Source organism: Arthrobacter sp. 05T47, from assembly GCF_056395825.1.
Genome location: NZ_JBFTKG010000040.1, coordinates 1 through 24003, shown reverse-complemented (window position 1 = coordinate 24003; position 24003 = coordinate 1). Strand labels below are relative to the sequence as shown.

Genomic DNA, 24003 nt, shown 5'->3' with positions numbered 1-24003 from the left:
AAGGGGACACCATGAGCGCCTCTGTTGGATTCCAGGAGGCGGAGTACGCCACCGAGCGTCCGCTGCTGGAAATCAAGGACCTCGCCATCGGTTTCACCACCAGCAACGGCCCGGTCAACGCCGTCCGCAACGCCCACCTCACCATCATGCCGGGCGAAACCGTCGCGATTGTGGGCGAGTCGGGCTCCGGCAAGTCCACCACCGCGCTGGCGGCCATCGGCCTGCTGCCGGGCAACGGCCGCGTCACCGCGGGCCAGATCTTCTTCGACGGCGAGGACATCTCCAACGCCAGCGAAAAGCGGATGATCGAACTGCGCGGCAACAGCATCGGCATGGTCCCGCAGGACCCGATGTCCAACCTCAACCCGGTGTGGAAGATCGGCGACCAGGTCCGCGAGACGCTGAAGGCCAACGGCCTGCCCAGCGGCCCCGACGACGTCGCAAAGGTCCTGTCGCAGGCCGGGCTGCCGGACGCCGCCAGCCGGGCCAAGCAGTACCCGCACGAGTTCTCCGGCGGCATGCGCCAGCGCGCGCTGATCGCGATCGGGCTCTCCTGCCAGCCGCGCCTGCTCATCGCGGACGAGCCGACGTCGGCTCTCGATGTCACCGTGCAGCGCCAGATCCTCGATCACCTGGACAAGATGACCACGGAACTGGGCACCGCAGTGCTGCTGATCACCCACGACCTCGGCCTCGCCGCCGAGCGCGCCGACCAGGTAGTGGTCATGTACCGCGGCCAGGTTGTCGAGTCCGGGCCCTCGCTGGAGCTGCTGCAGAACCCGCAGCACCCCTACACCCAGCGGCTGGTCGCCTCGGCGCCGTCGCTGGCGTCCCGGCGCATCCAGGCCGCCAAGGAACTGGGCGTGGAAACCGACGACATGCTCGCCCCGACCGAGACCGGTGTGGTTGAACCGTCCAAGACCGATGACGTCCTGCAGATCCAGAACCTGCGAAAGGTCTTCAAGCTGCGCTCGGGCCTGGGCAAGTCCTTGGACTTCACCGCCGTCGACGACGTCTCCTTCAATGTCAAGCGGGGAACCACGACGGCGATCGTGGGGGAGTCGGGCTCCGGCAAGTCCACCGTGGCCCAGATGGTCCTGAACCTCCTGACGCCGACCTCCGGCAAGATCATCTTCGACGGCGTGGACACCTCCACGCTGAACAGCAAGGAGATCTTCGCCTTCAGGCGCCGCGTGCAGCCGATCTTCCAGGACCCGTACGGTTCCCTGGACCCGATGTACAACATCTTCAGGACCATCGAGGAGCCGCTGCGGACCCACAAGATCGGGGACAAGGCCAGCCGCGAGAAGAAGGTCCGGGAACTGCTGGACCAGGTGGCGCTGCCGCAGTCCACCATGCAGCGGTACCCGAATGAGCTCTCCGGCGGCCAGCGCCAGCGTGTCGCGATCGCCCGCGCCCTGGCCCTGGACCCCGAAGTGATCATCTGCGACGAGGCCGTGTCGGCACTGGATGTGCTGGTGCAGGCCCAGGTGCTGAACCTGCTCGCCGAACTGCAGTCCCGGCTCGGCCTGACCTACCTGTTCATCACGCACGACCTCGCAGTGGTCCGGCAGATCGCCGACCACGTGTGCGTTATGGAGAAGGGCAAGCTGGTGGAGACGGGTTCAACGGACGACGTCTTCGAGTCGCCGCAGCGCGAGTACACGAAGGCGCTGCTCAACGCCATCCCCGGCGCGGGACTCATGCTTCCGCCGGAAGTGGAAGTGGCCTGAGCGCCTGCTTTTCGTAGGGCTTGACCAAGTCTGTCGTTAGCAGCAAGGAGCCGGTGTCCGACCCGTTGGGGGCGGACACCGGCTCCTTTGCTGTGCGGGGCGCTGCGTTGACTCTTGCTGTGCGGGCCACGATCCCAGGGCTTGGCTGCCTGGCGTCTGTGCCGGTGCTGTCCGACGTCGGCGGTTCCTTCGCCGGCTGGTCCGGCTGGGTTGGTCCGGCTGGGTTGGTCCGGCGCCGGCTGGGCTGGTCCGGCGCTAGCGGGATAAGTCGGAGAGCGTGCCGGGGGCCCGGTACTGAAGTCCCATGGACGCCAGTTGCTTGCCGAAGACGACGCCGAGGGCCGTGTGGCCCTGCCTGTTCAGGTGGACACGGTCCGCCATGGAGCCGGTAAGGCTGTAACGGGTAAGCCAGTCTCCGGCGCTGACGAACGGCAGTCCGTGCCGGGCCGCAACGTGGCCGAGGAGCGTGTCTACCTCGGTGCGGCGTCCGCCGCCGTAGTGGGCGCCGCGCGCAAGCGTGCCGACCATGAGCACCCGGGCGGCGGGGTAGCGCTGCTGGATGCTGGTGATCAGCCGCTCGGCGTTGGCGACGATCTGCGCGTCAGATGCGCCGCGCGCGGCGTCGTTCCCGCCGCCTTCGATCACGACGAGCGGGGGCGTGCCGTACGGAAGTTTCCAGTCGCCGCGCTGGAGCGCATCGATGTAGTTGCCGGTGGTGCCGTTCGACGCCACGAAGCCCGTGCCGCCGCGGCCGCAGAAGAAGACCTTGTACCCCGCCGCGGCCAGCCCCTGCCTGGGCCAGCCATAGGCCGGTTCCGATTGTGAGTCGCCGATCAGCACGGCGGTAGTGCTRGTGTCCTTGACAATAATCTCGGTGCGGCCGTTGGCAGGATTGCGGTAGCTCGAACCGCCGGGCAGATTCGCGGGATCGATGCTGGCCCCGATCCGGGTCTTCGCCGCAGAGCCAGCGGCCACCGGCATGCCGGCGCCATTGGAGCCGGCGGAAGATCCGGCGCCGGAGGAACCGGCGCTGGACGAGCCCGCGCCGAAAGAGCCTGCGTCAGGCGCAGGTGAAGAGGTCTGCCCGCAGCCGCCAAGAACTACGCCTACGGCGATCATCGTTGCGACGAAGCGGGACAGAGCCGAGGCGTTTCGCATGAATGTCTCCGGGCTTGCTTGCTGCTATCAGAGCAATGATGGGCCATGGGCGCACGAAAATCCAGTGACTTTACTCACAAGTAATAATCCAATTCCGCGCGTCCGTCATCCCGCGGCGACGACGCAAGGGCCGGCCGCCGGATCGCATTTTAGGCCAATAAATGACCTAGCGTTTAGAATGGTAGTAGGTGCCCTGTGCCAAAGGGACTTATCCGTCGTGCGTTCCGGTTGGAAATGTCGCGATACCACAGCTGACTTCACCACTGAATCGAGCAATAACGCATGTCTGAAACCACCACCAACACTGCGGTAGCCACTGCATCGCGCAGTGACCTGCGCAACGTCGCGATCGTGGCCCACGTTGACCACGGCAAGACCACGCTGGTCGACGCCATGCTCAAGCAGACCAACTCCTTTGCCGAGCACAACCACCTCGAAGACCGCGTCATGGACTCCGGTGACCTCGAGCGTGAAAAGGGCATCACCATCCTGGCCAAGAACACCACGGTGGCCTACAACGGACCGTCCTCCAAGGGCGAGACCATCACCATCAACGTCATCGACACCCCCGGCCACGCCGACTTCGGTGGCGAGGTCGAGCGCGGCCTGTCCATGGTCGACGGCGTCGTCCTCCTCGTTGACGCCTCTGAGGGCCCGCTGCCCCAGACCCGCTTCGTGCTGCGCAAGGCCCTCGCCGCGCACCTGCCGGTGATCCTGCTGGTCAACAAGACCGACCGCCCCGACGCGCGGATCGAAGAAGTTGTGCACGAGTCCATGGACCTGCTCCTGGGCCTGGCCTCCGACCTCGCCGACGAAGTTCCGGACCTCGACCTGGACAAGATCCTCAACGTTCCGGTCGTCTACGCCGCCGCCAAGGTTGGCCGCGCCTCCCTCGAGCAGCCCGCCGACGGCTCCGCGCCGGAGAACGAGGACCTGGAACCGCTGTTCCAGGCCATCATCGAGCACATCCCGGCGCCGACTTACAACCCGAACGGTGTCCTGCAGGCGCACGTCACCAACCTGGACGCCTCCCCGTTCCTCGGCCGCCTCGCGCTGCTGCGCATCTACAACGGCACCCTGCGCAAGGGCCAGACCGTTGCCTGGGCCCGCGCCAACGGTGAGCTGAAGAACGTCAAGATCACCGAACTGCTGGCCACCAAGGCCCTTGACCGCGTCCCGACCGATTCCGCCGGTCCCGGCGAGATCGTCGCCGTCGCCGGCATCGAGGAAATCACCATCGGTGAGACCCTGACGGACGCCGAGAACCCGCAGCCGCTGCCGCTGATCACCGTTGACGACCCGGCCATCTCGATGACCATCGGTATCAACACCTCCCCGCTGGCCGGCAAGGTCAAGGGCGCCAAGGTCACGGCCCGCCAGGTCAAGGACCGCCTCGACAAGGAACTGATCGGTAACGTCTCCATCAAGGTGCTCCCCACCGAGCGTCCTGACGCCTGGGAAGTCCAGGGCCGTGGCGAGCTCGCCCTTGCCATCCTGGTCGAGCAGATGCGTCGCGAGGGCTTCGAGCTCACCGTCGGCAAGCCGCAGGTTGTCACCAAGACCGTCGACGGCAAGGTCCACGAGCCGATGGAACACATGACCATCGACGTGCCCGAAGAGTACCTCGGCGCTGTCACCCAGCTGATGGCTGCCCGCAAGGGCCGCATGACCAACATGGCCAACCACGGCACCGGCTGGTGCCGCATGGAGTTCATCGTTCCGGCCCGTGGCCTGATCGGGTTCCGCACCAAGTTCCTCACGGACACCCGCGGCGCCGGCATCGCAGCGTCGATCTCTGAAGGCTACGAGCCGTGGGCCGGCCCGATCGAATACCGCACCAACGGTTCGATGATCGCCGACCGCGCCGGTGTTGTGACCCCGTTCGCGATGATCAACCTTCAGGAACGTGGCTCCTTCTTCGTCAAGCCCACCTCCGAGGTCTACGAGGGCATGATTGTTGGCGAGAACTCCCGCGCCGACGACATGGACGTCAACATCACGAAGGAAAAGAAGCTCACCAACATGCGTGCCGCTTCCTCGGACACCTTCGAGAACCTGACGCCGCCGCGCGACCTGACCCTCGAAGAGTCCCTCGAATTCGCCCGCGAAGACGAGTGCGTCGAGGTCACCCCGGATTCCATCCGTATCCGCAAGGTCATCCTGGACACCAACGAGCGTGCCAAGGCCAACCGCGCCCGCGCCAAGGTCTGATCCCGGTCTCCGGGCTTCGGCTGAAACGTGACTAGGAGAGCTGCCGGTATGGCAGGCGGCATTGCCGCCGCCGTGCCGGCAGCTCTTTTTGTTGCCCTGGCCGGCACTGCCCTGCACCGGCACGATCTGGTGCTGGGCGGCATGGACATTCCGTGGGGAGCGGCGGCAGCCCTGCTCCTGCTGGGATCGGTCCAGCTGTGGCTCGGGGCCGCGTTCCGTTCACTGGTTCCGACGGCGGTGTGCGGAGCCCTCTGCTACGCATTGGCCGGCTGGTGGTCCACCCTGGAAACGGGCAAGCGCCTGGTTATCGGCGATGCCGCGGGCAACATCTGGGTCTTCGGCATCGCGGGCATCACTATGCTGATGCTGGCCTGGTGCCGCCGGTACCGGCAGCCGCCCGGCTAGTTCCGAGCCCTTCCTTCCTCCGCGCCTCCCCTCCTTCCCACCCCTTCCCCCACGGGACATGCCCATTTTTCGGCCGCTCGAGCGGGCACAGTGACATCATGTCCAGTGCGCAGGTAGTGCGGGGGACATGTCCACTCTTCACGACGGGCAAGTCCGGCCCGGCTCCCGACGGCGGGGCATGCCCATTTTTCGCCCGGACAAAGTTCCTGCGGCGACTCGTCCGGCAGGCGCAGTTTTCCACATAGCGCGGGATTCGGTACGCGCGGACGTTTGGCGGTCTCACCATGGGTGAATGGCCAACATTATCGAGGTGCTCTCCAAGTACGACGGCGTCGCCCGCGCCAAATACATCGCCGCGGCTGGGGTTGCCGATTCCCAGCTTAAGTCGGCAATGGCGTCGGGATCCGTATCCCGGGTAGCCCGTGGCGTCTATGCCCTGCCCGGTGCGGACGAGCAGCTGATCAACATTCGCTCGCTCCCGGCCGAACCGGCGTGCGTCACCGCGGCCCACTACGGCGGGTTGTGGGTCCTCGAAACCCCGTCTCAACCGCATGTGGCCCTCACCCACAGCAGGAGCTACCCGGGCTTCGTCTGCCACAGGACGCCCCGGCCGCCGACGCTCCTCGACACCGTCATCCAATGCCTGCGGTGCCTGCCTGAACCCGACGGGCTGATCATCGCCGAATCCGCCGTCGTGCTCAAGGGACTTCTGTTGGGCTCGCTGCGCGGGCGGCTCGACGGCCGTAACGACTCCCGGGAGCGCCGGATCGTGTCGGCGATCGTCCCGCAGTCCCAGTCCCTCATTGAGTGTCTGGCCCGGTTCCTCCTGCGGCGTGCCGGATTCCATGTTGAATCGCAGGTCAACGTTCCGGGCATGGGACACCTGGACCTGATGGTCGATGGCCGTCTCGGCATCGAGACGGACGGTGCCGGGTTCCACATGGACCTCACGAGCTTCGAGGAAGACCGGCGGCGCTGGAACGTCACGACGCGCCGGGGAATCCCGACACTGGTTGTTACCTACCCACTGCTAAGGGATCATCCGGAAGAATTCATCACGATGGTCCGGGAAACGCTGAACAGGCTGTCTGCCGCCGCGTAGGGCCGGTCCCGGCTTCACCTCGCCGTGCCACCGCACTCCGGCACCGGCCGCTACGCCCCTGCAATCTAGCGCCTCTGGACACCACAACCTTGTGCCCGCCCACCACTGGACATGTCCCTTGCTCCGTCGATTCACCACTGGACATGTCCCGCGCCGTCCGGCGGGGACGGGCATGCTGCTGAGATGTCCGTCGCAGGCGATCAGCGGAGGGCATGTCCATTGGTCGCGGAGGGGGCGGGTGGGCATGCGCCCGGACGGCCCTCAGTGGGGGACCTGTCCACTCGTGGGGTGCGAGGGAGGACATGTCCATTGGTCGCGGAGGAGGCGGGTGGGCATGTGCCCGGGTGGCCCTCAGCGGGAGGACATGTCCACTCGTGGCACTCAGGGGAGGGTATGTCCCGGCGGGAACCGCGCCTCAGGGGCCCTGCACACGCGGGGCTCGGCGGGGCGGGGCTGGCGGGACCTCCTTGGCAGCCACTACAAGCGGGAGGGCGATGACGACGTCGGAGCGGCGGGTGCGGACGGTGCAGGAGCCGTCGGCGCGTCCTACGAGCTCGCCAAGGGCATCCGTCAGGCCTCCGTCGATCCGGTACCGGACCACAACGCGTGTGCCGAGCGGGGCGCCGGAGAGGAACTGCTGGGGCAAGGGCAAAGGCGTGCTCATCAGATCATAGTAAGACGCGGAGCGTGTATGACGTCCCCGCTAGGTTCGCGGGAACAGGCTGGGAGATAATAGGCTCAGAAGTCAGCAACCCGGCGCTCAGGCCGGAAAACCATCCGGCCGGTCGCCGGAACCAACGTGGAGAGGCCAGGGACGTGACGTACGTAATCGCGCAGCCGTGTGTAGATGTCAAGGACAAGGCATGCATTGAGGAGTGCCCCGTCGATTGCATCTACGAGGGTGAGCGTTCCCTGTACATCCACCCAGACGAGTGCGTGGACTGCGGTGCCTGCGAGCCGGTCTGCCCCGTCGAGGCGATCTACTACGAAGACGACACCCCCGAAGAGTGGGCCGACTACTACAAGGCCAACGTCGAGTTCTTCGACGAGCTCGGTTCTCCGGGCGGTGCCGCGAAGGTCGGGAACACCCACACCGACCACCCGATGATCGCCGCACTGCCGCCGCAGAACCAAGACAACTAGGACGGCGCTACGGTGACATCCGCGGTGCGCACCTTCGGCCTGAGCCTGCCCGATTACCCGTGGGAGGCCATGGCACCGTATCTTGCCACGGCAGCCCGGCACCCTGCAGGAGCCGTCAACCTTTCCATCGGAACCCCCGTGGACCCGACGCCGGCCCTCATCCAGGACGCCCTCCGCGCCGCCGCGGACGCCCCCGGCTACCCCACGGTCCACGGGACACCGGCCCTGCGGGAAGCCATCGCGGGCTGGTTTGCCCGCCGGCGCGGCGTCCCGGGGCTCGACCCGCAGAATGTGATGCCGACCGTGGGTTCAAAGGAACTCGTCGCGTGGCTGCCGTTCCTGCTCGGCCTCAAACCGGGCGACGTCGTTGTCCGCCCCACGGTTGCCTACCCCACCTACGACATCGGCGCCACGTTCGCCGGTGCCGAGCAGATCGCCGCCGACGACCTCGACGAGCTCGACGCCGGCACCCGCGCCCGCGTGCGGCTGATCTGGGTCAATTCACCGGCCAACCCCACCGGCAGCGTCCGCGACATCGGATCGCTGCGGCGGATCGTCCGGCAGGCCCGCGAGATCGGCGCCGTCGTCGCGTCCGACGAATGTTACGCCGAACTCGGCTGGGGGGAGTGGGACGTCCAGCGTGGTGGCACGCCGGTCCCCAGCATCCTGGACCCGCAGGTCGCGGAAGGTTCCCACGATGGCCTGCTCGCCGTCTATTCGCTCAGCAAGCAGTCCAACGTGGCCGGCTACCGGGCAGCCTTCGTCGCCGGCGACCCCGCCATCATGGCCAACCTGGTCAACAGCCGCAAGCACGCTGGGATGATCGTTCCCTACCCGGTCCAGGAAGCCATGCGCGTGGCCCTCGGCGACGACGCCCAGGTCCAGGCCCAGAAGGACCTGTACCGGGGCCGCCGCGAACGGATTGTCCCGGCGCTTGAGGGCTTCGGCCTGAGGATCCACGAGTCCCGGGCCGGACTCTATCTGTGGGCCACCGCCGGCGAACCGACGTGGGACACCGTGGGCAGGCTCGCCGACCGCGGAATCGTCGTCGGACCCGGTGTTTTCTACGGCGACGCCGGGAACGGGTTCATCCGGGTGGCGCTCACCGCAAGCGATGAGCGGATCGACGCCGCCGCGGCGCGGCTGGCCACGGGAGCGTAACAATCCTGTGGTGCGCACCACATGTGTCGCGTTTTAGGCCATTTCGAGGCCTCCCGGATTAGTGCCACCCGCGAAGTGACGGTACTTTTTAACTGACGATCAATGGTGGCTTTCCACAAGAAGGCAGCGCAGCCTTTGGAAATCCTGTCCGCACAGGATCCGCGGGCAGCTTCACCAGATGTTGGACCAGCTTTCGACAGAGGCCCCGATGCCTCATGAGGAGACTCCATGACTGAAACCACCAGCGCAACCCTGCGCCATGCCGGCGGCGAGCTCGAACTCCCGCGCATCAAGGTTGTAGAAGGAAACGAAGGCTACGACGTTTCCAAGCTGCTGAAGCAGACCGGCGCCGTCGCCTTCGACCCCGGTTTCATGAACACCGCGGCCACCACCTCGGCCATCACCTACATCGACGGCGACGCCGGCATCCTGCGCTACCGCGGCTACCCGATCGAGCAGCTGGCCCAGCACTCGAGCTTCCTGGAAGTCTCCTACCTGCTGATCTACGGCAACCTGCCGACCCCCACCGAGCTGGAATCCTTCGACCAGCGGATCCGCCACCACACCCTGCTGCACGAGGAGCTCAAGGGCTTCTTCAGCGGCTTCCCCCGCGACGCCCACCCGATGCCGGTGCTTTCCTCGGCCGTGTCCGCGCTCTCGACCTTCTACCAGGACTCGCTGGATCCGTTCAACGCCGAGCAGGTGGAAGTATCCACCATCCGCCTCATGGCCAAGATGCCGGTCATCGCCGCGTACGCCCACAAGAAGTCGATCGGCCAGCCCATGCTGTACCCGGACAACTCGATGAACCTGGTGGAGAACTTCATGCGCCTCAGCTTCGGCCTGCCGGCCGAGCAGTATGAGGTGGACCCGGTCATCGCCAAGGCCCTGGACCTGCTGCTGATCCTGCACGCGGACCACGAGCAGAACTGTTCCACCTCGACCGTGCGCCTGGTCGGATCATCGAACGCCAACCTTTTCGCGTCCGTCTCCGCCGGCATCAACGCCCTCTTCGGCCCCGCCCACGGCGGCGCCAACGAGGCCGTGCTSAAGATGCTSCGCCAGATCCAGGCCGACGGCATCAAGCCCGAGGACTACATGGAGAAGGTCAAGAACAAGGAAGACGGCGTCCGCCTSATGGGCTTTGGGCACCGSGTCTACAAGAACTACGACCCCCGCGCAAAGATCATCAAGGCCACGGCCCACGAGGTCCTCAGCAAGCTCGGCGGAAACGACGAGCTGCTGGACATCGCCATGCGCCTTGAAGAGAAGGCCCTGGGCGATGACTACTTCATCCAGCGCAAGCTCTACCCGAACGTGGACTTCTACACCGGCCTGATCTACAAGGCCATGGGCTTCCCGGAAAAGATGTTCACCGTGCTCTTCGCGATCGGACGCCTGCCGGGCTGGATCGCCCAGTGGCGCGAGATGATCAGCGATCCCAACACCAAGATCGGCCGCCCGCGCCAGCTCTACGTCGGCGAACCGGAACGCAACTACCCGGCGCTGTAGTCCGCCGGAGAGCCACGGCACTTGCCGTGCAGGAAGTACGACGCCGGCCGCGCACCTACTTGGGGTGCGCGGCCGGCGTCGTTCCCGGCGGGCGCCGCACCGCCCTGGCCGCCGCTGCGGACACCGCCGCTGTATTGGCCACTGCCGCCGTTGCCAATACCGCCGTGACCTGCGCCGTTGTGACCCCTGCCACGCCAGCGGGGGAATCGGTGTGGCCCGCGGCGGTGGCGACACAGACGTGCTAAAAAAGACCAGTGCCTAAATTTGTCGACGCCGTCATCCGGCGCCAGGAAATAGTTGACGCAGTCTTCAGGATCATCGCCGTGGATGGTCTTGAACGGGCCTCCCTCCGGGAAGTTGCAGACGAAGCCCAACTGGCGGTCGGCTCCGTGCGGCACTATTTCGCCAGCAGCGACGAGCTGCTGACCCACGCCTTCGCCATGGTGGTGGACCGCATCGTCGGCAGGCTCACCGCCGCGGACTCCCTTCTGGGGGACCTGTCGCCAGGAACAGACGCGCACCACACGGCCGTGATGGCACTCTTGGGCGAGGTGCTTCCGCTCGATGAGGAACGGGCCGTTGACGCATGCGTGTGGATGGCCTTCAAGAATGCAGCCCGGACCAAGCCGTTCCTGGCCGCCGAGGCGGACCGAAGCCACCGTGCGGTGGCCGCCGTCGTGGGCCGGCTCATCATGGGCCTTGCCGTTACCGATACCGATGACACCGACGGCTTGGCCGGCATCGACCAGCACGTGCTCGTCACCGAGGCGGAGCTGCTGCTGGCCGTGCTGGACGGTCTGACGATGCATGCCCTCCTACAGCCGGAGTGGATGACGGCCCAGATGTGCAACGATGTGCTGGAAGTCCATCTTGAGGGCCTGAACCGCCGGATATCGGGCCGGGCACCAGCCGTTAACGCGTCTTAGCAACAGGAATAGACTAAGACCGTACGTCTTGCCAAGGAGGCAATTGGATGCACCACACCGGCGGACCTGGCTGGCGGATCACGATGGATACTTCTGGTCCCATGCTCATCGCCCTGTACGTTCGTGACGCAGCCGGTCTGGACACCGCGGGTCATCCGGCACTGTGTCACGTGGCACCGAAGATCCGCGCCGCGGACCACACCCATCTGATTGCCGAAGTTGGCGGCCCGGCTGCGCTCAAGACCGAATGGGAGGCCTGGTGGGAGCAGCTGCTGAAGGCCCACCCGGAGATGTCCCCGGAACTCTCCCCGCCCGGCTTCCGTGCGTTCAGCAATTCCCCGGCCCTGCGTCGGGTGCTGCAGGCCCATTTCGGGGCGGCCCTGACGTGGGCCAGGGAACGCCGCGGGGAATACGTGGCCCTCGAAGCGGAGCGCGAGACCAACGGCCACAACGAGCTGCTGGCCGACATGGTGGAGGACCGCCTGCTTGAGGTGGGACGCGCCTCGAATGACTTTGGCCTGACGATAATTGAACTCCCGCTTGCGGAGCCGCGCGCCTGGTTCCTGGAGCCGGACAAGATCCTCATGAGCCACGAGCTGTTGTCTCAGCCGGAACTGTTCCGCAGCTACGTGCAGCCTGTGGTTGATCTCCTGGTCTAGGCCCGCGTGTTGTTGGGCGCTCAGGTCCGCGGGGCGTCGGCGACGGTGACCCTGACCTGGCCGGCCGGGACCTGGGCAGGCTGCCAGCCGTCGCGGGACTGCCGGTTCCAGGCCCGGCCGTCGACCTCGACGCTGGTAATGGACAGCTCCTTGGCGTTGGCCACGGCCCACTGCCCGACAGCCCAGGCCTGGGCGCCTTCGGCATCCACCTGCAGCGTCCGGCCGTTCGTGGACGACTGGACATCACCGAGGGCCGTGGCCAGCTCCGCGGCGACGGCAGCCGGATCCCCGGCACTGTCGGGGGACCGCAGCGAGCAGTCGAGGCCGGCGGGCGTCTGGCCGCTCAGGGCCGAAGCGAACGCGCGGGCCATCCCCTCGTGCTGGGCATAGGCCTCCGGGTACGCCGAGCGCTGGACCCGCTGGGCGGCATCGGTGATCTCCAGGGACTGGTACCCGGAGATCTTGACGAGCGCATCGTAGAACGCGTTGCTGGCATGGTACGGGTCCATCACCTGCGCCGTGGTGCCCCACCCCTGGGACGGGCGCTGCTGGAACAACCCGCGCGAGTCCGGGCCGGCCTGGTCGCCGTGGCCGATGTTGCGCAGCTTGGATTCCTGCATGGAGGTGGCCAGCGCGATGCTGGCGGCCCGGGCGGGAAGCCCACGCCGGACCGCGACGGCGGTGATCAGGGAAGCGTTGGCGGCCTGGTCGGTGGCGAGGTCATCGCCTCCGCTGCCCACGGCCGTGCAGCGTTCGGTGATCAGCGTTTCCGAGCGCTGCAGGAACGCCACCGCAGTGTAGATCGCGCCCGCGACCATCGCAAGGGTCAGCAGAAGTACGATCCGGCGCCGCCAGCTCCCTCGTCGTGCCACGAAACTTACTCCCTCAGGCCCCAGCGGGCTGCATCATCGGCTGCTTCATCGTTCGGAGTCGGCCCGGCCTGACGGCCTTCGCCGCCCGCCATACCGTACCAGCCGGTGCGGTCAGTTGGCGTGCAGGTCCGCGTTGAGCTCCACGGTCTGGCCCTTGCGGGGCAGAGCCTCGACGGCGCCCGTGGCGGAATTGCGGCGGAAGAGCAGGTTCGGGACGCCGGACAGCTCCACGGCCTTGACCACCCGGCTGGTGTCTTCACCCTCGGCATCCCGCGGGCTAATGACACGCACGCGCGTGCCGGCGGTGACGTAGAGTCCGGCCTCCACCACCGAGTCATCGCCGAGGCTGATTCCCACGCCGGAGTTGGCACCGAGGAGGACGCGCTCACCGATGGCGATCCTTTCCTTGCCGCCGCCGGAGAGGGTACCCATGATCGAGGCCCCGCCGCCGACGTCGGACCCGTCACCGGCGACGACGCCGGCCGAGATCCGGCCCTCGACCATGGAGGTGCCGAGCGTTCCGGCGTTGAAGTTCACGAAGCCCTCGTGCATGACCGTGGTGCCTTCGGCCAGGTGCGCACCCAGCCGGACACGGTCGGCGTCGGCGATCCGGACGCCGGAGGGAACGACGTAGTCGACCATGCGGGGGAACTTGTCCACGCCGAAGACGGTGACGGCGCCGCGCTTGCGCAGGCGCGCACGCGTGAGTTCGAAGTCCTCCACGGCTGCGGGGCCGAAGTTGGTCCACACGACGTTGGGGAGCTTGCCGAAGATGCCGTCGAGGTTGATGGTGTTGGGCTGGACCAGGCGGTGGGAGAGCAGGTGCAGGCGAAGGTAGGCGTCCGCCGTGTCGGCCGGTGCCTCGTCCAGGTTGATCTGGGCGAAGACAACCTGCTGCTCGGTGCCCCGGTCCGCGTCGGTTCCGTTGGCGGCAATGTCGGCCAGTGACTGGTCCGCGTTCTCCACATCACGCAGGTGCTCCGCGGCGACTCCCAGCGCCGGGGCCGGGAACCATACATCCAGCACGGTGGCCTCACCGTTGCGGGTGTAAATGGTGGCCACCCCGTATCCGTAGGCGGAGCGGGCGTCGGCGGGCACAGCAGAAGCAGCAGTTTCAGTCATGCCCCAAGTCTAACGAGAGCGTCGGCGGCCACTGAAACGTGAGTCGTCCAAGTGACAGGAGAGGTTTGTCATTCGACCGCCCGGGATGGCGGCTGCTGCGACCGGGCGCGAAGGCGAACGGATAAAGTGGGACCGTGACCCCCACGAACCCGCGCACCCCTGCCACTGCTCCCGCCGGCGCTCCTGTCCGCACCCCAGGCCATTTGGACCTGCGCCAGGACGTCGCCCTGCTCACGGCCGCTCTGATTGACATCGACAGCGTCTCCGGCAATGAGAAGGTCCTGGCCGACGCCGTCGAGCAGGCCCTCCGCCTGCTGCCGGAGCTGGATGTGGTCCGCGACGGCGATTCGATCATTGCCCGCACCAACCTTGGCCGGGCCGAGCGTGTGATCCTTGCCGGCCACCTGGACACCGTGCCGCTGCCCATCACCGAGGGCTCGCTGGGGACCGTTCCTGCGTACTGGCCTTCCGGGGCTCCGGGGGAGGGGGTGCTGTATGGCCGCGGCGCCACCGACATGAAGGGCGGCGTCGCCGTGCAGCTGGCACTGGCGGCCACCATGTTCGACGGCGGGGCGGCCCCGGACAAGGACGTCACGTTCGTCTTCTACGACCACGAGGAAGTCGAGGCCGTCAAGAGCGGCCTCGGCCGGCTGGTGCGCAATCACGGATCCCTGCTCGGCGGGGACTTCGCGATCCTGCTGGAGCCAACCAACGGGACGGTGGAGGGCGGCTGCAACGGCACCAGCCGCTTCGAGGTCACCACGCACGGCGAGGCCGCCCACTCGGCCCGGGCCTGGATGGGCAGCAACGCCATTCACGCGGCGGCCCCGATCCTGGCCCGGCTGGCGGCGTACGAACCGCAGACGGTGACGGTTGACGGCCTGGACTACCGCGAAAGCCTCAATGCCGTGAAGATTCACGGCGGCACGGCCGGAAACGTCATCCCGGACAAGTGCGTCGTCGAAATCAACTACCGCTTCGCGCCGGACAAGACCCCGGACGGTGCCGAGGCCGTGGTCCGGGAACTGCTGGACGGATTCGAGGTCGTGCGCACCGACGCCGCGGCCGGGGCGCGGCCGGGACTGCACCACCCCGCCGCCGCGTCCTTCGTCGCCGCCGTGGGCGCCGAGCCGAAGCCCAAGTACGGTTGGACCGACGTCGCCCGGTTCAGCGAACTCGGCATTCCCGCGGTGAACTTCGGGCCCGGCGATGCGCTGCTGGCGCACAAGGACAACGAGCACGTCGAGGCGGACGCCATCCGGGAATGCCTGCGGGCACTGCGGAGCTGGCTCAGCGCCTGACCCCGCGAAAGCCGCACGGCACACCGGCCAACGCACCCCCGCACGCAGAAAGGGTCCGGAACCTCAGGGAGGTTCCGGACCCTTTGCGGTTGACGGGTGTTACTTGGCTGCCGGGAGTCCGGCAACCGGCACGTGCGCCACGCCGCCGGCGGCCCGCTTGGAGCCGCGGCGTTCGAGCCAGATGGCGAGGCGGGAGACCGCAAGGTCGATCGCGATGTAGATGGCCGCTGCCACGAAGAACACCGGGAACAAGTACTGCGGGCCGAGGAAGTCGGCCATGACCTGCACGGCCCGGAGCAGCTCGCCGTAGGCGACGATGTAGCCCAGCGAGGTGTCCTTCAGCAGCACCACGAGCTGCGCGACCAGCGAGGGCAGCATGCGCCGGATGGCCTGCGGCAGCTCGATGGTCAGCCGGGACTGGAAGCTCGTGAGTCCGATCGCCAGGCCGGCCTCACGCTGGCCCTTGGGCAGCGACTGGACGCCGGCGCGGATGATCTCGGCAAAGATCGCCGAGTTGTACAGGACCAGGCCTGCCACCACGGCGACGAACGAGCTGGTGGCGAACACCAGCAGCACGAACAGCATCATCAGCACCACGGGCATGCCGCGCAGGAATTCCAGCACGATCCGCGTGGGCACCCTGATCCAGGCGTTGTCCGAGATGCGCATCAGGCACAGGAGCAGGCCCAGCGGGAACGCGATCACCGCTGCCACCGCGGCCGCGGCGAGCGTGGCGCCGATGCCCGCGGCGATCAGGGCCCAGACGTCGGGCAGCTGGAAGACCGCCCAGCGCTTGGCGTCGAAGATTCCCTGCTGGGCGAGGGTCATGACTGCCAGGACCAGGAGGCCGCCGATCACGATGACGCCGATGATGGAGCCGATCAGCGATATCCGGCGGGCTTTGGGGCCGGGGACGTCGTAGAGAACAGAGCTCATCGCGCGATTGCCACCTTTCGTTCAACGACGCTGGCGAGGTAGCCAAGCGGGATGGTTATCAGCAGGTAGAAGAACGCGACGCCGACCAGGACCCACACGACGGCATCGCCGTTGGCGTTGGCCAGCTGCTTGCCCTGGCCGAAGAGTTCCAGCACATAGAACGCGCCGGCCACGGATGAGTTCTTGACCAGGGCGATCAGGATGTTGATCAGCGGGGGAATCACGGTCCGCAGGGCCTGCGGCAGGATGATCAGGGAGAGCACCTGGGTGAACTTCATGCCGATGCTGCGGGCGGCCTCCGCCTGGCCCACCGGGACACTGTTGACGCCGGAGCGCACGGCCTCGGCGATGAAGGCCGAGGTGTAGGCGCTCAGGGCGATGATGGCGGCGACCTCGAACTGCTGGAACGTGACGCCGAGGCGGGGCAGCACGACCGCCGCGAAGAAGAATGCGATGGTCAGCGGGGTGTTCCGGACGATCTCGACGTACACCATGCTGAAGCCGCGCAGCGCGGCGACGGGTGAGACGCGGGCGGCCGCCAGGATGGTGCCGAAGACCAAGGCGATAATCCCCGAGACCACGGACAGGAAGAGGGTTCTGAGAAAACCATCCCAATACTGGGGGAGGTTTTCAATGATGACGTCCATAAGTTCCTTCAGCTGCGTTGAGGGGATTCCAGGCGAAAAACGGGCGTGGCGGCTGCCGGGCTGCGGAAGATCCGCTGCCTGACAGCCGCCACAGCCGGCTAGTAGCGGTCGATCGTGGGAAGCGCGGGCGTGGTCTTAATGACCGTGCCGGCGGTGTCTTCCCAGGCCTTCTTGTAGGAGCCGTCCTTGTCGGCAGCCTCCAGCTGGTCATTGATCCACGTGCGGAAGGCAGTGTCGCCCTTCTTCAGGCCGATGCCGTAGGGCTCCTTGGTGAAGGTCTGGTCCGATGCCAGCTTGAAGGCGTCCGGTTCCTTGGACACGAAACCGGCGAGGATCACGTTGTCGGTGGTCACCGCTTCGACCTGCTTGTTCCGCAGCGGTTCCAGGCAAGCGGAGTAGGTAGCGGCCGGAACCAGCACCGCTCCGTACTTCTCGACGATCGTCGCGGCCGGGGTGGATCCGGTCACGGAGCAGACGTTCTTGCCCTTGACGTCCTCGGGCTTGGTGATGGAGTTGTTGTCCTTGTTCACCATGAGCGCCTGTCCGGCCTCGTAGTACGGGCCGGCGAAGTCGACTTCGGCCTTGCGCTTGTCATTGATGGTGTAGGTGGCGACGATCATGTCCACCTTGCCCTGCTTGATGAACTGCTCGCGGTTGGCGGAAACAGTTTCAACCCACTCGATCTTGTCGGCGGGGATGCCCAGCTTGGCGGCGATCAGCTTGCCGATTTCGACGTCGAAGCCGACCGGCTTGCCGTCCAGGCCCTTCTGGCCGAAGAGCGGCTGGTCAAACTTGGTACCAATGGTGATCTTGCCCGCGGATGCAAGCTTGGCCATGGTGGAATCGGCGGCAAAGCTCGGCTTCTCGGCGACGGGCGGGTTGGTGGTCGTGGAGGTGCTGCCGCCACAAGCACTCAGGGTGAGTGCCAGTGCTGCGGATGCGGCAACCAGAAGGGATTTCCTTCGGGTCAAAAATGCCTTCATGACATTCCTTTCATTGGGCGGCCGCCGTCCGGCGGCCAGAGTGCGAACTCGTAGCGGGCTCAGTGCGTCAAAAGCTTGGACAGGAAGTCCTTGGCCCGGCTGCTCTTGGGGTTGGTGAAGAATTCCTCGGGGGTCGCGTCCTCGACGATCTGGCCATCGGCCATGAACACGACGCGGTCCGCCGCCTTGCGGGCGAAGCCCATCTCGTGGGTGACCACGATCATGGTCATACCTTCCTTGGCGAGCTGGACCATGACGTCCAGGACCTCGTTGATCATTTCCGGGTCGAGGGCCGAGGTGGGCTCATCGAAGAGCATCACCTTCGGCTTCATCGCCAGGGCGCGGGCGATGGCAACGCGCTGCTGCTGGCCACCGGAGAGCTGGGCCGGAAGTTTGGGGGCCTGATGCCCAACGCCGACGCGCTCCAGCAGCGCCATGGCGTCCTTGTCGGCCTCGCCCTTGGAGACACCCTTGACCTTGATGGGGCCCAGGGTGACGTTTTCCAGGATGGTCTTGTGCGCGAAGAGGTTGAATGACTGGAAGACCATGCCGACGTCGGCGCGCAGCTTTGCAAGTTCCTTGCCCTCGGCGGGCAGTTCCTTGCCATCGATCTTGATATCGCCGTCGTCGATGGTCTCTAGGCGGTTGATGGCGCGGCAGAGCGTCGACTTTCCCGAACCCGAGGGGCCGATGACAACAACAACCTCACCCTTGCGGACGTTCAGGTTGATGTCCTTCAGGACGTGCAACTGGCCGTAATGCTTGTTCACGGCCTTCAGGGAGACGAGGGCATCGCCGGGCACTTGAGTAGTCATACAAAGAATCTAGCGAAGATTGGCGCAATATGACCGCAATCACTCTCATTCGTGCAGATCGTGATTCAAGAGATACCTGCACGTCAGCGTCTCTTGCCGGGCCGTCGCCCGGCACCCGCCGGGATCCCCGCGGCCCCTTGCTGCCACCAAAGCGCCGACGCGCCGACGCGGCAGCGCCGCAGTTCCGCGCTAGCCTATGGGCATGAGTACCGATCCGCAGCGCAGCCCCAAGCAAGATGCCGAGCAGACGCCCGCCGGCAAGCCGACCCGCGAGGCCCGGAGCACTCCGGCGCCCAACGGAATCCGCCACAAGGGCCCGCTTGAACTGCGCCGGAAGGCCGCCAAAGTCACCATGTCCGACCAGACGCTGTTGGACACCAAGGGCCCTGGCCAGTTCGTCCACACCGACCCCTGGCGGGTCCTGCGGATCCAGAGCGAGTTCGTGGAAGGGTTCGGCGCCCTGGCCGATCTCGGTCCSGCGGTCAGCGTCTTCGGCTCCGCCCGCACCGTACCGGGGAGCCGGAACTACGAGCTCGGTGTCGAGGTGGGACGCCAACTGGCCGAGGCCGGACTGGCCGTCATCACAGGCGGTGGTCCCGGGTCGATGGAAGCCGCGAACAAGGGCGCCGTGCAAGGCAACGGCGTCTCGGTGGGGCTCGGGATCGAGCTGCCGTTCGAACAGGGCATGAACCAGTGGGTGGACCTGGGCATCAACTTCCGGTATTTCTTCGCCCGCAAGACCATGTTCGTGAAGTACGCCCAGGGATTCATCGTGCTCCCCGGCGGTCTCGGCACCCTGGACGAGCTCTTCGAAGCCATGGTCCTGGTCCAGACGCGMAAGGTCACCTCGTTCCCGATCGTGTTGGTGGGCGTCGCCTTCTGGGGTCCCCTGCTCGAGTGGGTCCGGGACACGCTCGTCGCAGAGGGAATGGTGTCCGAGGAAGATCTGGACCTGGTGCAGGTAGTGGACGACCCCGCGCTGGCCGTCGCGCTGGTGGTGGAGGGGGCCGCGCGCCACCGGAACCCGAACGGCGGCAACATCGGCGGCAGCGCCCCCAAGGGAAACGGTTAGGGAACGCAAGGCTGAAACGTCCGGCTGAGCGCTCCGGCGTCCGGCTTCTGGCACGATGGTCTAGTGAGTCTCTTCCTGGTTTTCCTGGCGATAGCGCTGATCGGCGTCGCCGTCCTCCTGGGTGCCGGCCTGGTGCCGAAAATCCTCCACCGAAACCGGGACGGGGGTGCCGGTTCCTTTGACGACGGTTTCGACGAGCCGGTCGCATCCCTGCCGCCGGTCCTGCTGCCCGAGCGCGCTGCCGCGGCGGACATCGACCGCCTGCGCTTCGCCGTCGGGCTCCGCGGCTACCGGATGGACCAGGTGGACCAGGTCCTCGATGATCTGCGGGAGCAGATCATCGCCAAGGACGAAAAGATCGAGGCGCTCGGAGAGGAACTGGAACGCCTCCGCCCGCCGGCCGAGCCCGGGCCGTGAACCACGTGGAAGATCCGGAGGCCGTCGCGGAGCCTGAGGCCCTGGAGCCGCAGGGACTGAACGCGGCGGTGTGGAGCCGCATCGCGGCCGCGGGCGCCCGGATGGCGCGGTGGCCGTGGTGGACGCAGGTCGCCGGGCTGTACATCGCCGCCCGGCTGGTCAGCGCCTGTATTTTCATGGCTGCGGCCCTGCACCAAGGCGTGAATCCGTGGTTTCCCGCCAAGCCGGACTACTGGAACTTCATCAATATCTGGGACGCGCGCTGGTACGCCGAGGCGCTCCAGACGGGGTATCCGGCGCTTCTTCCGACCGACGACGCCGGCACTGTCCAGGAGAACACGTGGGCGTTCTACCCGCTGTTTCCCGTGCTGGGCCGCGTGCTGTCCGGGCTCACGGGCACGGGCCCGGCGTGGTCGCTGACGGACATCGCGCTGGTCTCCGGACTGGGGGCAGCCCTGGTGGCGTACAAAATTTTCAGGCACCGGGCCTCGCACCGCACGGCGCTCTGGGGAACCGTGTTCCTGGCGACCTTCCCGGTGGCGGCAGTGCTGCAGGTGCCGTACGCCGAATCCCTGAACCTGCTGTTGCTGGGCGGCGCGCTGCTGCTGGTCATGGAGCGCCGGTACGTCTGGGCGATGCCCGTCGTTGTCCTGATGTGCCTTTCCAGGCCCACCGGTGTCCCGTTTGCGGCGATGGTGGGGCTGCTGTTGCTCTACCGTCTCTGGCAGCACTTCGGTGTGATGCGACGCAAAACGCAACAGCTGGCGGAGTACCTCCCAACACAGCACTTCCCAACGGAGCATGTCCCAACACAGCACCTTCCAACACAGCACCGGGACGGCGCTGCCGCCCACAGCAGCGCCCAGCTCTGGGCCCTCGGCGGTCTCACCGCCGTCAGCGGGATCGGCGCGCTGCTGTGGCCCGCCATCGCCTGGGCGGTGACCGGTGACCTTGGCGCCTATACCAAGACCGAAACAGCTTGGCGCGGCGATGACCTGGTGCCGTTCAAGCCATGGTTCGACGCCGGCATCATGCTGTTCGGGCCGACGCTGGGAGTGCTGGCGCCCTTCGTGTTTTTTTCCGCGTTCACCCTGCTGATGATGTCCAGGCCCGTGGTGGCGCTGGGCACCGAGCTGCGGCTGTGGTGCTGCTGCTACATGGGCTATCTGCTTGTCTTCCTGCACCCCCAGACCAGCACGTTCCGGATGCTGCTGCCGCTGTTCCCGCTCGCCCTCAGCGCAGCCCTTCTCTCACGCTCCCGCGCGTACCGCGGTGCCGTAGTGGTGATGTTTGTCCTGCTGCAGATTGTGTGGATTGTGTGGCTGTGGGCATGGGCGCAGTTGCCCGGCGGAGGGGACTACCCGCCGTGACCCACAGCACCATTTCCGGGCCCCGGCCCGGCGTGGCGGGACGCGCTTGAAAGTCCAACGATTAGCTACGGGCGCATTGTTACGCGATAATAGAGGATAAGCAAGGACAAGAAGCGCACAGAATTCGTAAGCGGTCTATTTGTGAGTTTGCCTGTCATGGCGGCCTCTTGGAGTGCTGCCGGGCGGCTTGATTGGCCAAGCGGACGCAGCCCGGCCGGGCTGGTATGTCAGGGACTAATGGAGGGGATTTTCCTTATGGCGGCAATGAAACCACGCACCGGCGACGGCCCTATGGAAGTGACGAAAGAGGGACGAAGCCTGATCATGCGTGTTCCGCTCGAAGGCGGAGGACGGCTCGTGGTCGAACTCAATGCTGCTGAGGCGACAAACCTCAAGGAATGCCTCGTCGGCGTCACCGAATAGCATCACGCCAAGAGCTTCGCAGAGGGCGGGGTCCCGGCCACCAGGCCGCGGACCCCGCCCTTTTCCGTGCCGCTACTTCTTGACGGCGATCAGCAGGCCGTCGCCGGTAGGCAGCATCGCGGAGGCCAGGCGGTCGTCGTCGCGGATTGACTTGCCGATCTGGCGCAGCACCACCGTGGTGGCTTCCCGGGAGGCCGGATTCGCCACCCGGTCCTTGTCGAGGGCATCGTTGACAATCAGCAGGCCGCCGGACTTGAGCAGCCGGACGGCCTGTTCGACGTAACTGGGGTAGCTGGGTTTGTCGGCGTCGATGAACACCAGATCGTAGGCCCCGTCCGTCAGCCGGGGCAGGACATCGCCGGCCCGGCCCGAGATGGTGCGCGTACGGTTGGCGGGGCTGCCGGCTTCCTGGAACGCCTCGCGCGCCGCCTTGAGGTGCTCGACGTCGACGTCAATGGTGGTCAGGACGGCCTGCGGGCCCAGCCCGCGCAGGATGCACACACCGGACACCCCTGCGCCGGTGCCGATCTCCACCGCGGTCTGAGCCTTGGACGCTGCCGCCAGCACCGTCAGCACGGCGCCCACGCCGGGACCGATCGGGGTCACGCCAAGCTCGAAGGACCGTTCGCGCGCGTGCAACAGGACCTCATCCTCGGCAGGCAGATCTTCTGCGTAGGACCAGCTCGTGGACTTATCGGCGCTCATGGGATATCGCTTTCTGGGCGGCAGGGGAGTGTTCCCTACAGCGTACTGTGTCCGGCGGGACGGGACACGGAGGCGCAAGCGCCGTGGCCCCGGCAGAAGTCGGCGTTCTGCCTTTGGCGGAAGAGCCGCCCGGATCAGGAAATTCCCAGCTTATTTTGAAATGATGGGTATCCGCTCATCCGCGTGGTGATCGGCGTCGAATGAAGGGTGCAGGAACCTGTGCGAGCAGGCACAATTCAGGCGTAGGTACCATCCACGAGGGGAGTGGACGATGTCGATTCTGGCACCTGTCCCGGCAACTGAGGCAACAGATTCAACCGGCCAGTCACGGACCGCGGCGGAAGCCGAATGGGTCCGGCCGACCTGGGAGGAAGTGGTGACGAACCACTCCGCCAAGGTCTACCGCCTTGCGTACCGGCTGACCGGAAACAAGTACGACGCCGAGGACCTCACCCAGGAGGTCTTCGTCCGCGTGTTCCGTTCGCTGGAGAACTTCAAACCGGGGACGCTGGACGGCTGGCTGCACCGGATCACCACCAACCTGTTCCTGGACCAGGCCCGGCGCAAGAACAGGATCCGCTTTGACGCCCTGGCCGACGACGCCGAGTCGCGGCTTCCGGGCCGGGAGCCCGGACCGGAGCAAAGCTTCGAATTCAACAACCTCGACGTCGACGTTCAGGCCGCGCTCGAGGAACTTCCCCCGGACTTCCGCGCCGCCGTCGTGCTGTGCGACCTCGAGGGACTCTCCTACGACGAAGTTGCCGCCGCACTGGACATCAAACTCGGGACCGTCCGGTCCCGGATCCACCGCGGCCGGACCATGCTGCGCGAAAAGCTCGCGCACCGCGACCCGCGTCCGGCGCAGGCCAAGCAGTCCCTCAAGCCGCGGCTCAAGATGCCGCGCATCGCCGGCCTCCTCTGAACCAGTCGATGGGTCTGCTGAGACGATTACTGGGAGGCTCTGGCTGCAGGTTCTGGGACAAGGCCGGCCGGGGCAGGATCGGCGCTACCCGGAATTGGGCTGCCAGCCGTCATGACCATGTGGCATCGTGTCCCGAATGCCGTGCCCGGCAACAGCGTGAGCGCCAGTATCTGGAAAAGCTCCGCGGCGCCGCCGTGCCCGAGGCCAGCGAGGACCTGACCGCCCGGCTCCTGGCGCGGACCGGGCAGTTGGCCGCGGAGCGGTCGGCCGCGGAAGGTGCGGCAACCAGCCCGGAAGAGGCAACCCCGGAATGGGCCGCAGCCGACGAGCCGGCCGCCGCTCCGAGGTTTGCCGGCGACCGCTCCGCTGCCGCGCCCCCGCACGGCGGACGCCGCCGCGGCCTGCGGC

Annotated in this window: 24 protein-coding genes and 1 pseudogene; 16 read left to right on the top strand and 9 right to left on the bottom strand. The window is 66.6% G+C overall.

Features of this window, described 5'->3' with window-relative positions; translation table 11 throughout:
- Window positions 1-11 precede the first annotated feature (11 nt).
- Window positions 12-1733, top strand: a complete 1722-nt coding sequence (locus AC1DEY_RS19965; protein WP_441407330.1) for a dipeptide ABC transporter ATP-binding protein — start codon at window positions 12-14, stop codon at window positions 1731-1733.
- A 255-nt stretch (window positions 1734-1988) separates the two neighbouring features.
- Here AC1DEY_RS19965 and AC1DEY_RS19960 read toward each other — a convergent pair whose 3' ends face one another.
- Window positions 1989-2891, bottom strand: a complete 903-nt coding sequence (locus AC1DEY_RS19960) for an SGNH/GDSL hydrolase family protein (RefSeq protein ID WP_476869487.1) — start codon at window positions 2889-2891, stop codon at window positions 1989-1991.
- 282 nt (window positions 2892-3173) lie between these two features.
- Between AC1DEY_RS19960 and typA the strand changes: the two genes are divergently transcribed.
- The 3 genes from typA to AC1DEY_RS19945 all read left to right on the top strand — a co-directional run bounded on the left by typA (window position 3174) and on the right by AC1DEY_RS19945 (window position 6609).
- Window positions 3174-5102 (top strand): translational GTPase TypA, encoded by a 1929-nt coding sequence (gene typA, locus AC1DEY_RS19955; RefSeq protein WP_441407332.1) that lies wholly within the window; start codon window positions 3174-3176, stop codon window positions 5100-5102.
- A gap of 48 nt (window positions 5103-5150) precedes the next feature.
- Window positions 5151-5507: a hypothetical protein gene (locus AC1DEY_RS19950; protein WP_476869486.1), complete on the top strand. Its 357-nt coding sequence runs from the start codon at window positions 5151-5153 to the stop codon at window positions 5505-5507.
- Between the two features lie 292 nt (window positions 5508-5799).
- The gene (locus AC1DEY_RS19945) at window positions 5800-6609 is read left to right on the top strand and encodes a type IV toxin-antitoxin system AbiEi family antitoxin domain-containing protein (protein ID WP_476869485.1); all 810 of its coding nucleotides are present in this window, start codon (window positions 5800-5802) and stop codon (window positions 6607-6609) included.
- A 415-nt stretch (window positions 6610-7024) separates the two neighbouring features.
- Here AC1DEY_RS19945 and AC1DEY_RS19940 read toward each other — a convergent pair whose 3' ends face one another.
- Window positions 7025-7273, bottom strand: coding sequence for a putative acetyltransferase (locus AC1DEY_RS19940; RefSeq protein WP_476869484.1), 249 nt, complete (start codon window positions 7271-7273; stop codon window positions 7025-7027).
- A gap of 152 nt (window positions 7274-7425) precedes the next feature.
- Here AC1DEY_RS19940 and fdxA point away from each other — a divergent pair, with 152 nt between their 5' ends.
- The 5 genes from fdxA (at window position 7426) to AC1DEY_RS19915 (ending at window position 12010) form a co-directional block, all read left to right on the top strand.
- Window positions 7426-7752 carry a ferredoxin gene (gene fdxA / locus AC1DEY_RS19935; protein WP_026266493.1) on the top strand — a complete coding sequence of 109 codons (327 nt, stop codon included), beginning with the start codon at window positions 7426-7428 and terminating at the stop codon, window positions 7750-7752.
- 12 nt (window positions 7753-7764) lie between these two features.
- Complete coding sequence (gene dapC, locus AC1DEY_RS19930) at window positions 7765-8913, top strand: succinyldiaminopimelate transaminase (protein WP_476869483.1); 1149 nt, start codon at window positions 7765-7767, stop codon at window positions 8911-8913.
- A 228-nt stretch (window positions 8914-9141) separates the two neighbouring features.
- Window positions 9142-10425, top strand: a complete 1284-nt coding sequence (locus AC1DEY_RS19925) for a citrate synthase (RefSeq protein WP_441407337.1) — start codon at window positions 9142-9144, stop codon at window positions 10423-10425.
- Window positions 10426-10679: 254 nt separating this feature from the next.
- On the top strand, window positions 10680-11351 hold the full coding sequence (locus tag AC1DEY_RS19920) for a TetR/AcrR family transcriptional regulator (RefSeq protein WP_476869482.1): 672 nt from the start codon (window positions 10680-10682) through the stop codon (window positions 11349-11351).
- 47 nt (window positions 11352-11398) lie between these two features.
- Window positions 11399-12010 carry a hypothetical protein gene (locus AC1DEY_RS19915; protein WP_441407339.1) on the top strand — a complete coding sequence of 204 codons (612 nt, stop codon included), beginning with the start codon at window positions 11399-11401 and terminating at the stop codon, window positions 12008-12010.
- Window positions 12011-12030: 20 nt separating this feature from the next.
- Here AC1DEY_RS19915 and AC1DEY_RS19910 read toward each other — a convergent pair whose 3' ends face one another.
- Together AC1DEY_RS19910 and dapD are read right to left on the bottom strand one after the other, a co-directional pair.
- The gene (locus tag AC1DEY_RS19910; protein WP_476869481.1) at window positions 12031-12882 is read right to left on the bottom strand and encodes a hypothetical protein; all 852 of its coding nucleotides are present in this window, start codon (window positions 12880-12882) and stop codon (window positions 12031-12033) included.
- 111 nt (window positions 12883-12993) lie between these two features.
- Window positions 12994-14004: a 2,3,4,5-tetrahydropyridine-2,6-dicarboxylate N-succinyltransferase gene (gene dapD, locus AC1DEY_RS19905; RefSeq protein ID WP_476869480.1), complete on the bottom strand. Its 1011-nt coding sequence runs from the start codon at window positions 14002-14004 to the stop codon at window positions 12994-12996.
- Between the two features lie 134 nt (window positions 14005-14138).
- Between dapD and dapE the strand changes: the two genes are divergently transcribed.
- Complete coding sequence (gene dapE / locus AC1DEY_RS19900; RefSeq protein ID WP_476869479.1) at window positions 14139-15305, top strand: succinyl-diaminopimelate desuccinylase; 1167 nt, start codon at window positions 14139-14141, stop codon at window positions 15303-15305.
- A gap of 99 nt (window positions 15306-15404) precedes the next feature.
- On the opposite strand, the gene AC1DEY_RS19895 is transcribed toward dapE, so the two are convergent.
- The 4 genes from AC1DEY_RS19895 to AC1DEY_RS19880 all read right to left on the bottom strand — a co-directional run bounded on the left by AC1DEY_RS19895 (window position 15405) and on the right by AC1DEY_RS19880 (window position 18686).
- Window positions 15405-16241: an amino acid ABC transporter permease gene (locus AC1DEY_RS19895; protein ID WP_441407343.1), complete on the bottom strand. Its 837-nt coding sequence runs from the start codon at window positions 16239-16241 to the stop codon at window positions 15405-15407.
- Window positions 16238-16888 carry an amino acid ABC transporter permease gene (locus AC1DEY_RS19890; RefSeq protein WP_441407344.1) on the bottom strand — a complete coding sequence of 217 codons (651 nt, stop codon included), beginning with the start codon at window positions 16886-16888 and terminating at the stop codon, window positions 16238-16240. The genes AC1DEY_RS19895 and AC1DEY_RS19890 overlap by 4 nt, the downstream gene beginning before the upstream one ends.
- A 98-nt stretch (window positions 16889-16986) precedes the next feature.
- Entirely contained in the window at window positions 16987-17871 is an 885-nt protein-coding gene (locus AC1DEY_RS19885; RefSeq protein WP_476869478.1) for a glutamate ABC transporter substrate-binding protein, read from the bottom strand.
- 59 nt (window positions 17872-17930) lie between these two features.
- Window positions 17931-18686, bottom strand: a complete 756-nt coding sequence (locus AC1DEY_RS19880; protein WP_090575726.1) for an amino acid ABC transporter ATP-binding protein — start codon at window positions 18684-18686, stop codon at window positions 17931-17933.
- 202 nt (window positions 18687-18888) lie between these two features.
- Here AC1DEY_RS19880 and AC1DEY_RS19875 point away from each other — a divergent pair, with 202 nt between their 5' ends.
- The 4 genes from AC1DEY_RS19875 (at window position 18889) to AC1DEY_RS19860 (ending at window position 21968) form a co-directional block, all read left to right on the top strand.
- Entirely contained in the window at window positions 18889-19758 is an 870-nt protein-coding gene (locus tag AC1DEY_RS19875) for an LOG family protein (RefSeq protein WP_476869477.1), read from the top strand.
- Window positions 19759-19821: 63 nt separating this feature from the next.
- Window positions 19822-20175 carry a DivIVA domain-containing protein gene (locus AC1DEY_RS19870; RefSeq protein WP_441407347.1) on the top strand — a complete coding sequence of 118 codons (354 nt, stop codon included), beginning with the start codon at window positions 19822-19824 and terminating at the stop codon, window positions 20173-20175.
- Window positions 20172-21545: a hypothetical protein gene (locus tag AC1DEY_RS19865; protein ID WP_476869476.1), complete on the top strand. Its 1374-nt coding sequence runs from the start codon at window positions 20172-20174 to the stop codon at window positions 21543-21545. The genes AC1DEY_RS19870 and AC1DEY_RS19865 overlap by 4 nt, the downstream gene beginning before the upstream one ends.
- Before the next feature lie 255 nt (window positions 21546-21800).
- On the top strand, window positions 21801-21968 hold the full coding sequence (locus AC1DEY_RS19860; RefSeq protein WP_079550332.1) for a DUF3117 domain-containing protein: 168 nt from the start codon (window positions 21801-21803) through the stop codon (window positions 21966-21968).
- A 72-nt stretch (window positions 21969-22040) separates the two neighbouring features.
- Here AC1DEY_RS19860 and AC1DEY_RS19855 read toward each other — a convergent pair whose 3' ends face one another.
- Complete coding sequence (locus tag AC1DEY_RS19855) at window positions 22041-22673, bottom strand: O-methyltransferase (protein ID WP_476869475.1); 633 nt, start codon at window positions 22671-22673, stop codon at window positions 22041-22043.
- Window positions 22674-22944: 271 nt separating this feature from the next.
- Here AC1DEY_RS19855 and sigE point away from each other — a divergent pair, with 271 nt between their 5' ends.
- Complete coding sequence (gene sigE, locus AC1DEY_RS19850) at window positions 22945-23595, top strand: RNA polymerase sigma factor SigE (RefSeq protein ID WP_441407349.1); 651 nt, start codon at window positions 22945-22947, stop codon at window positions 23593-23595.
- 119 nt (window positions 23596-23714) lie between these two features.
- Window positions 23715-24003 (top strand): annotated as a pseudogene (locus tag AC1DEY_RS19845) (anti-sigma factor); the annotation flags it as partial.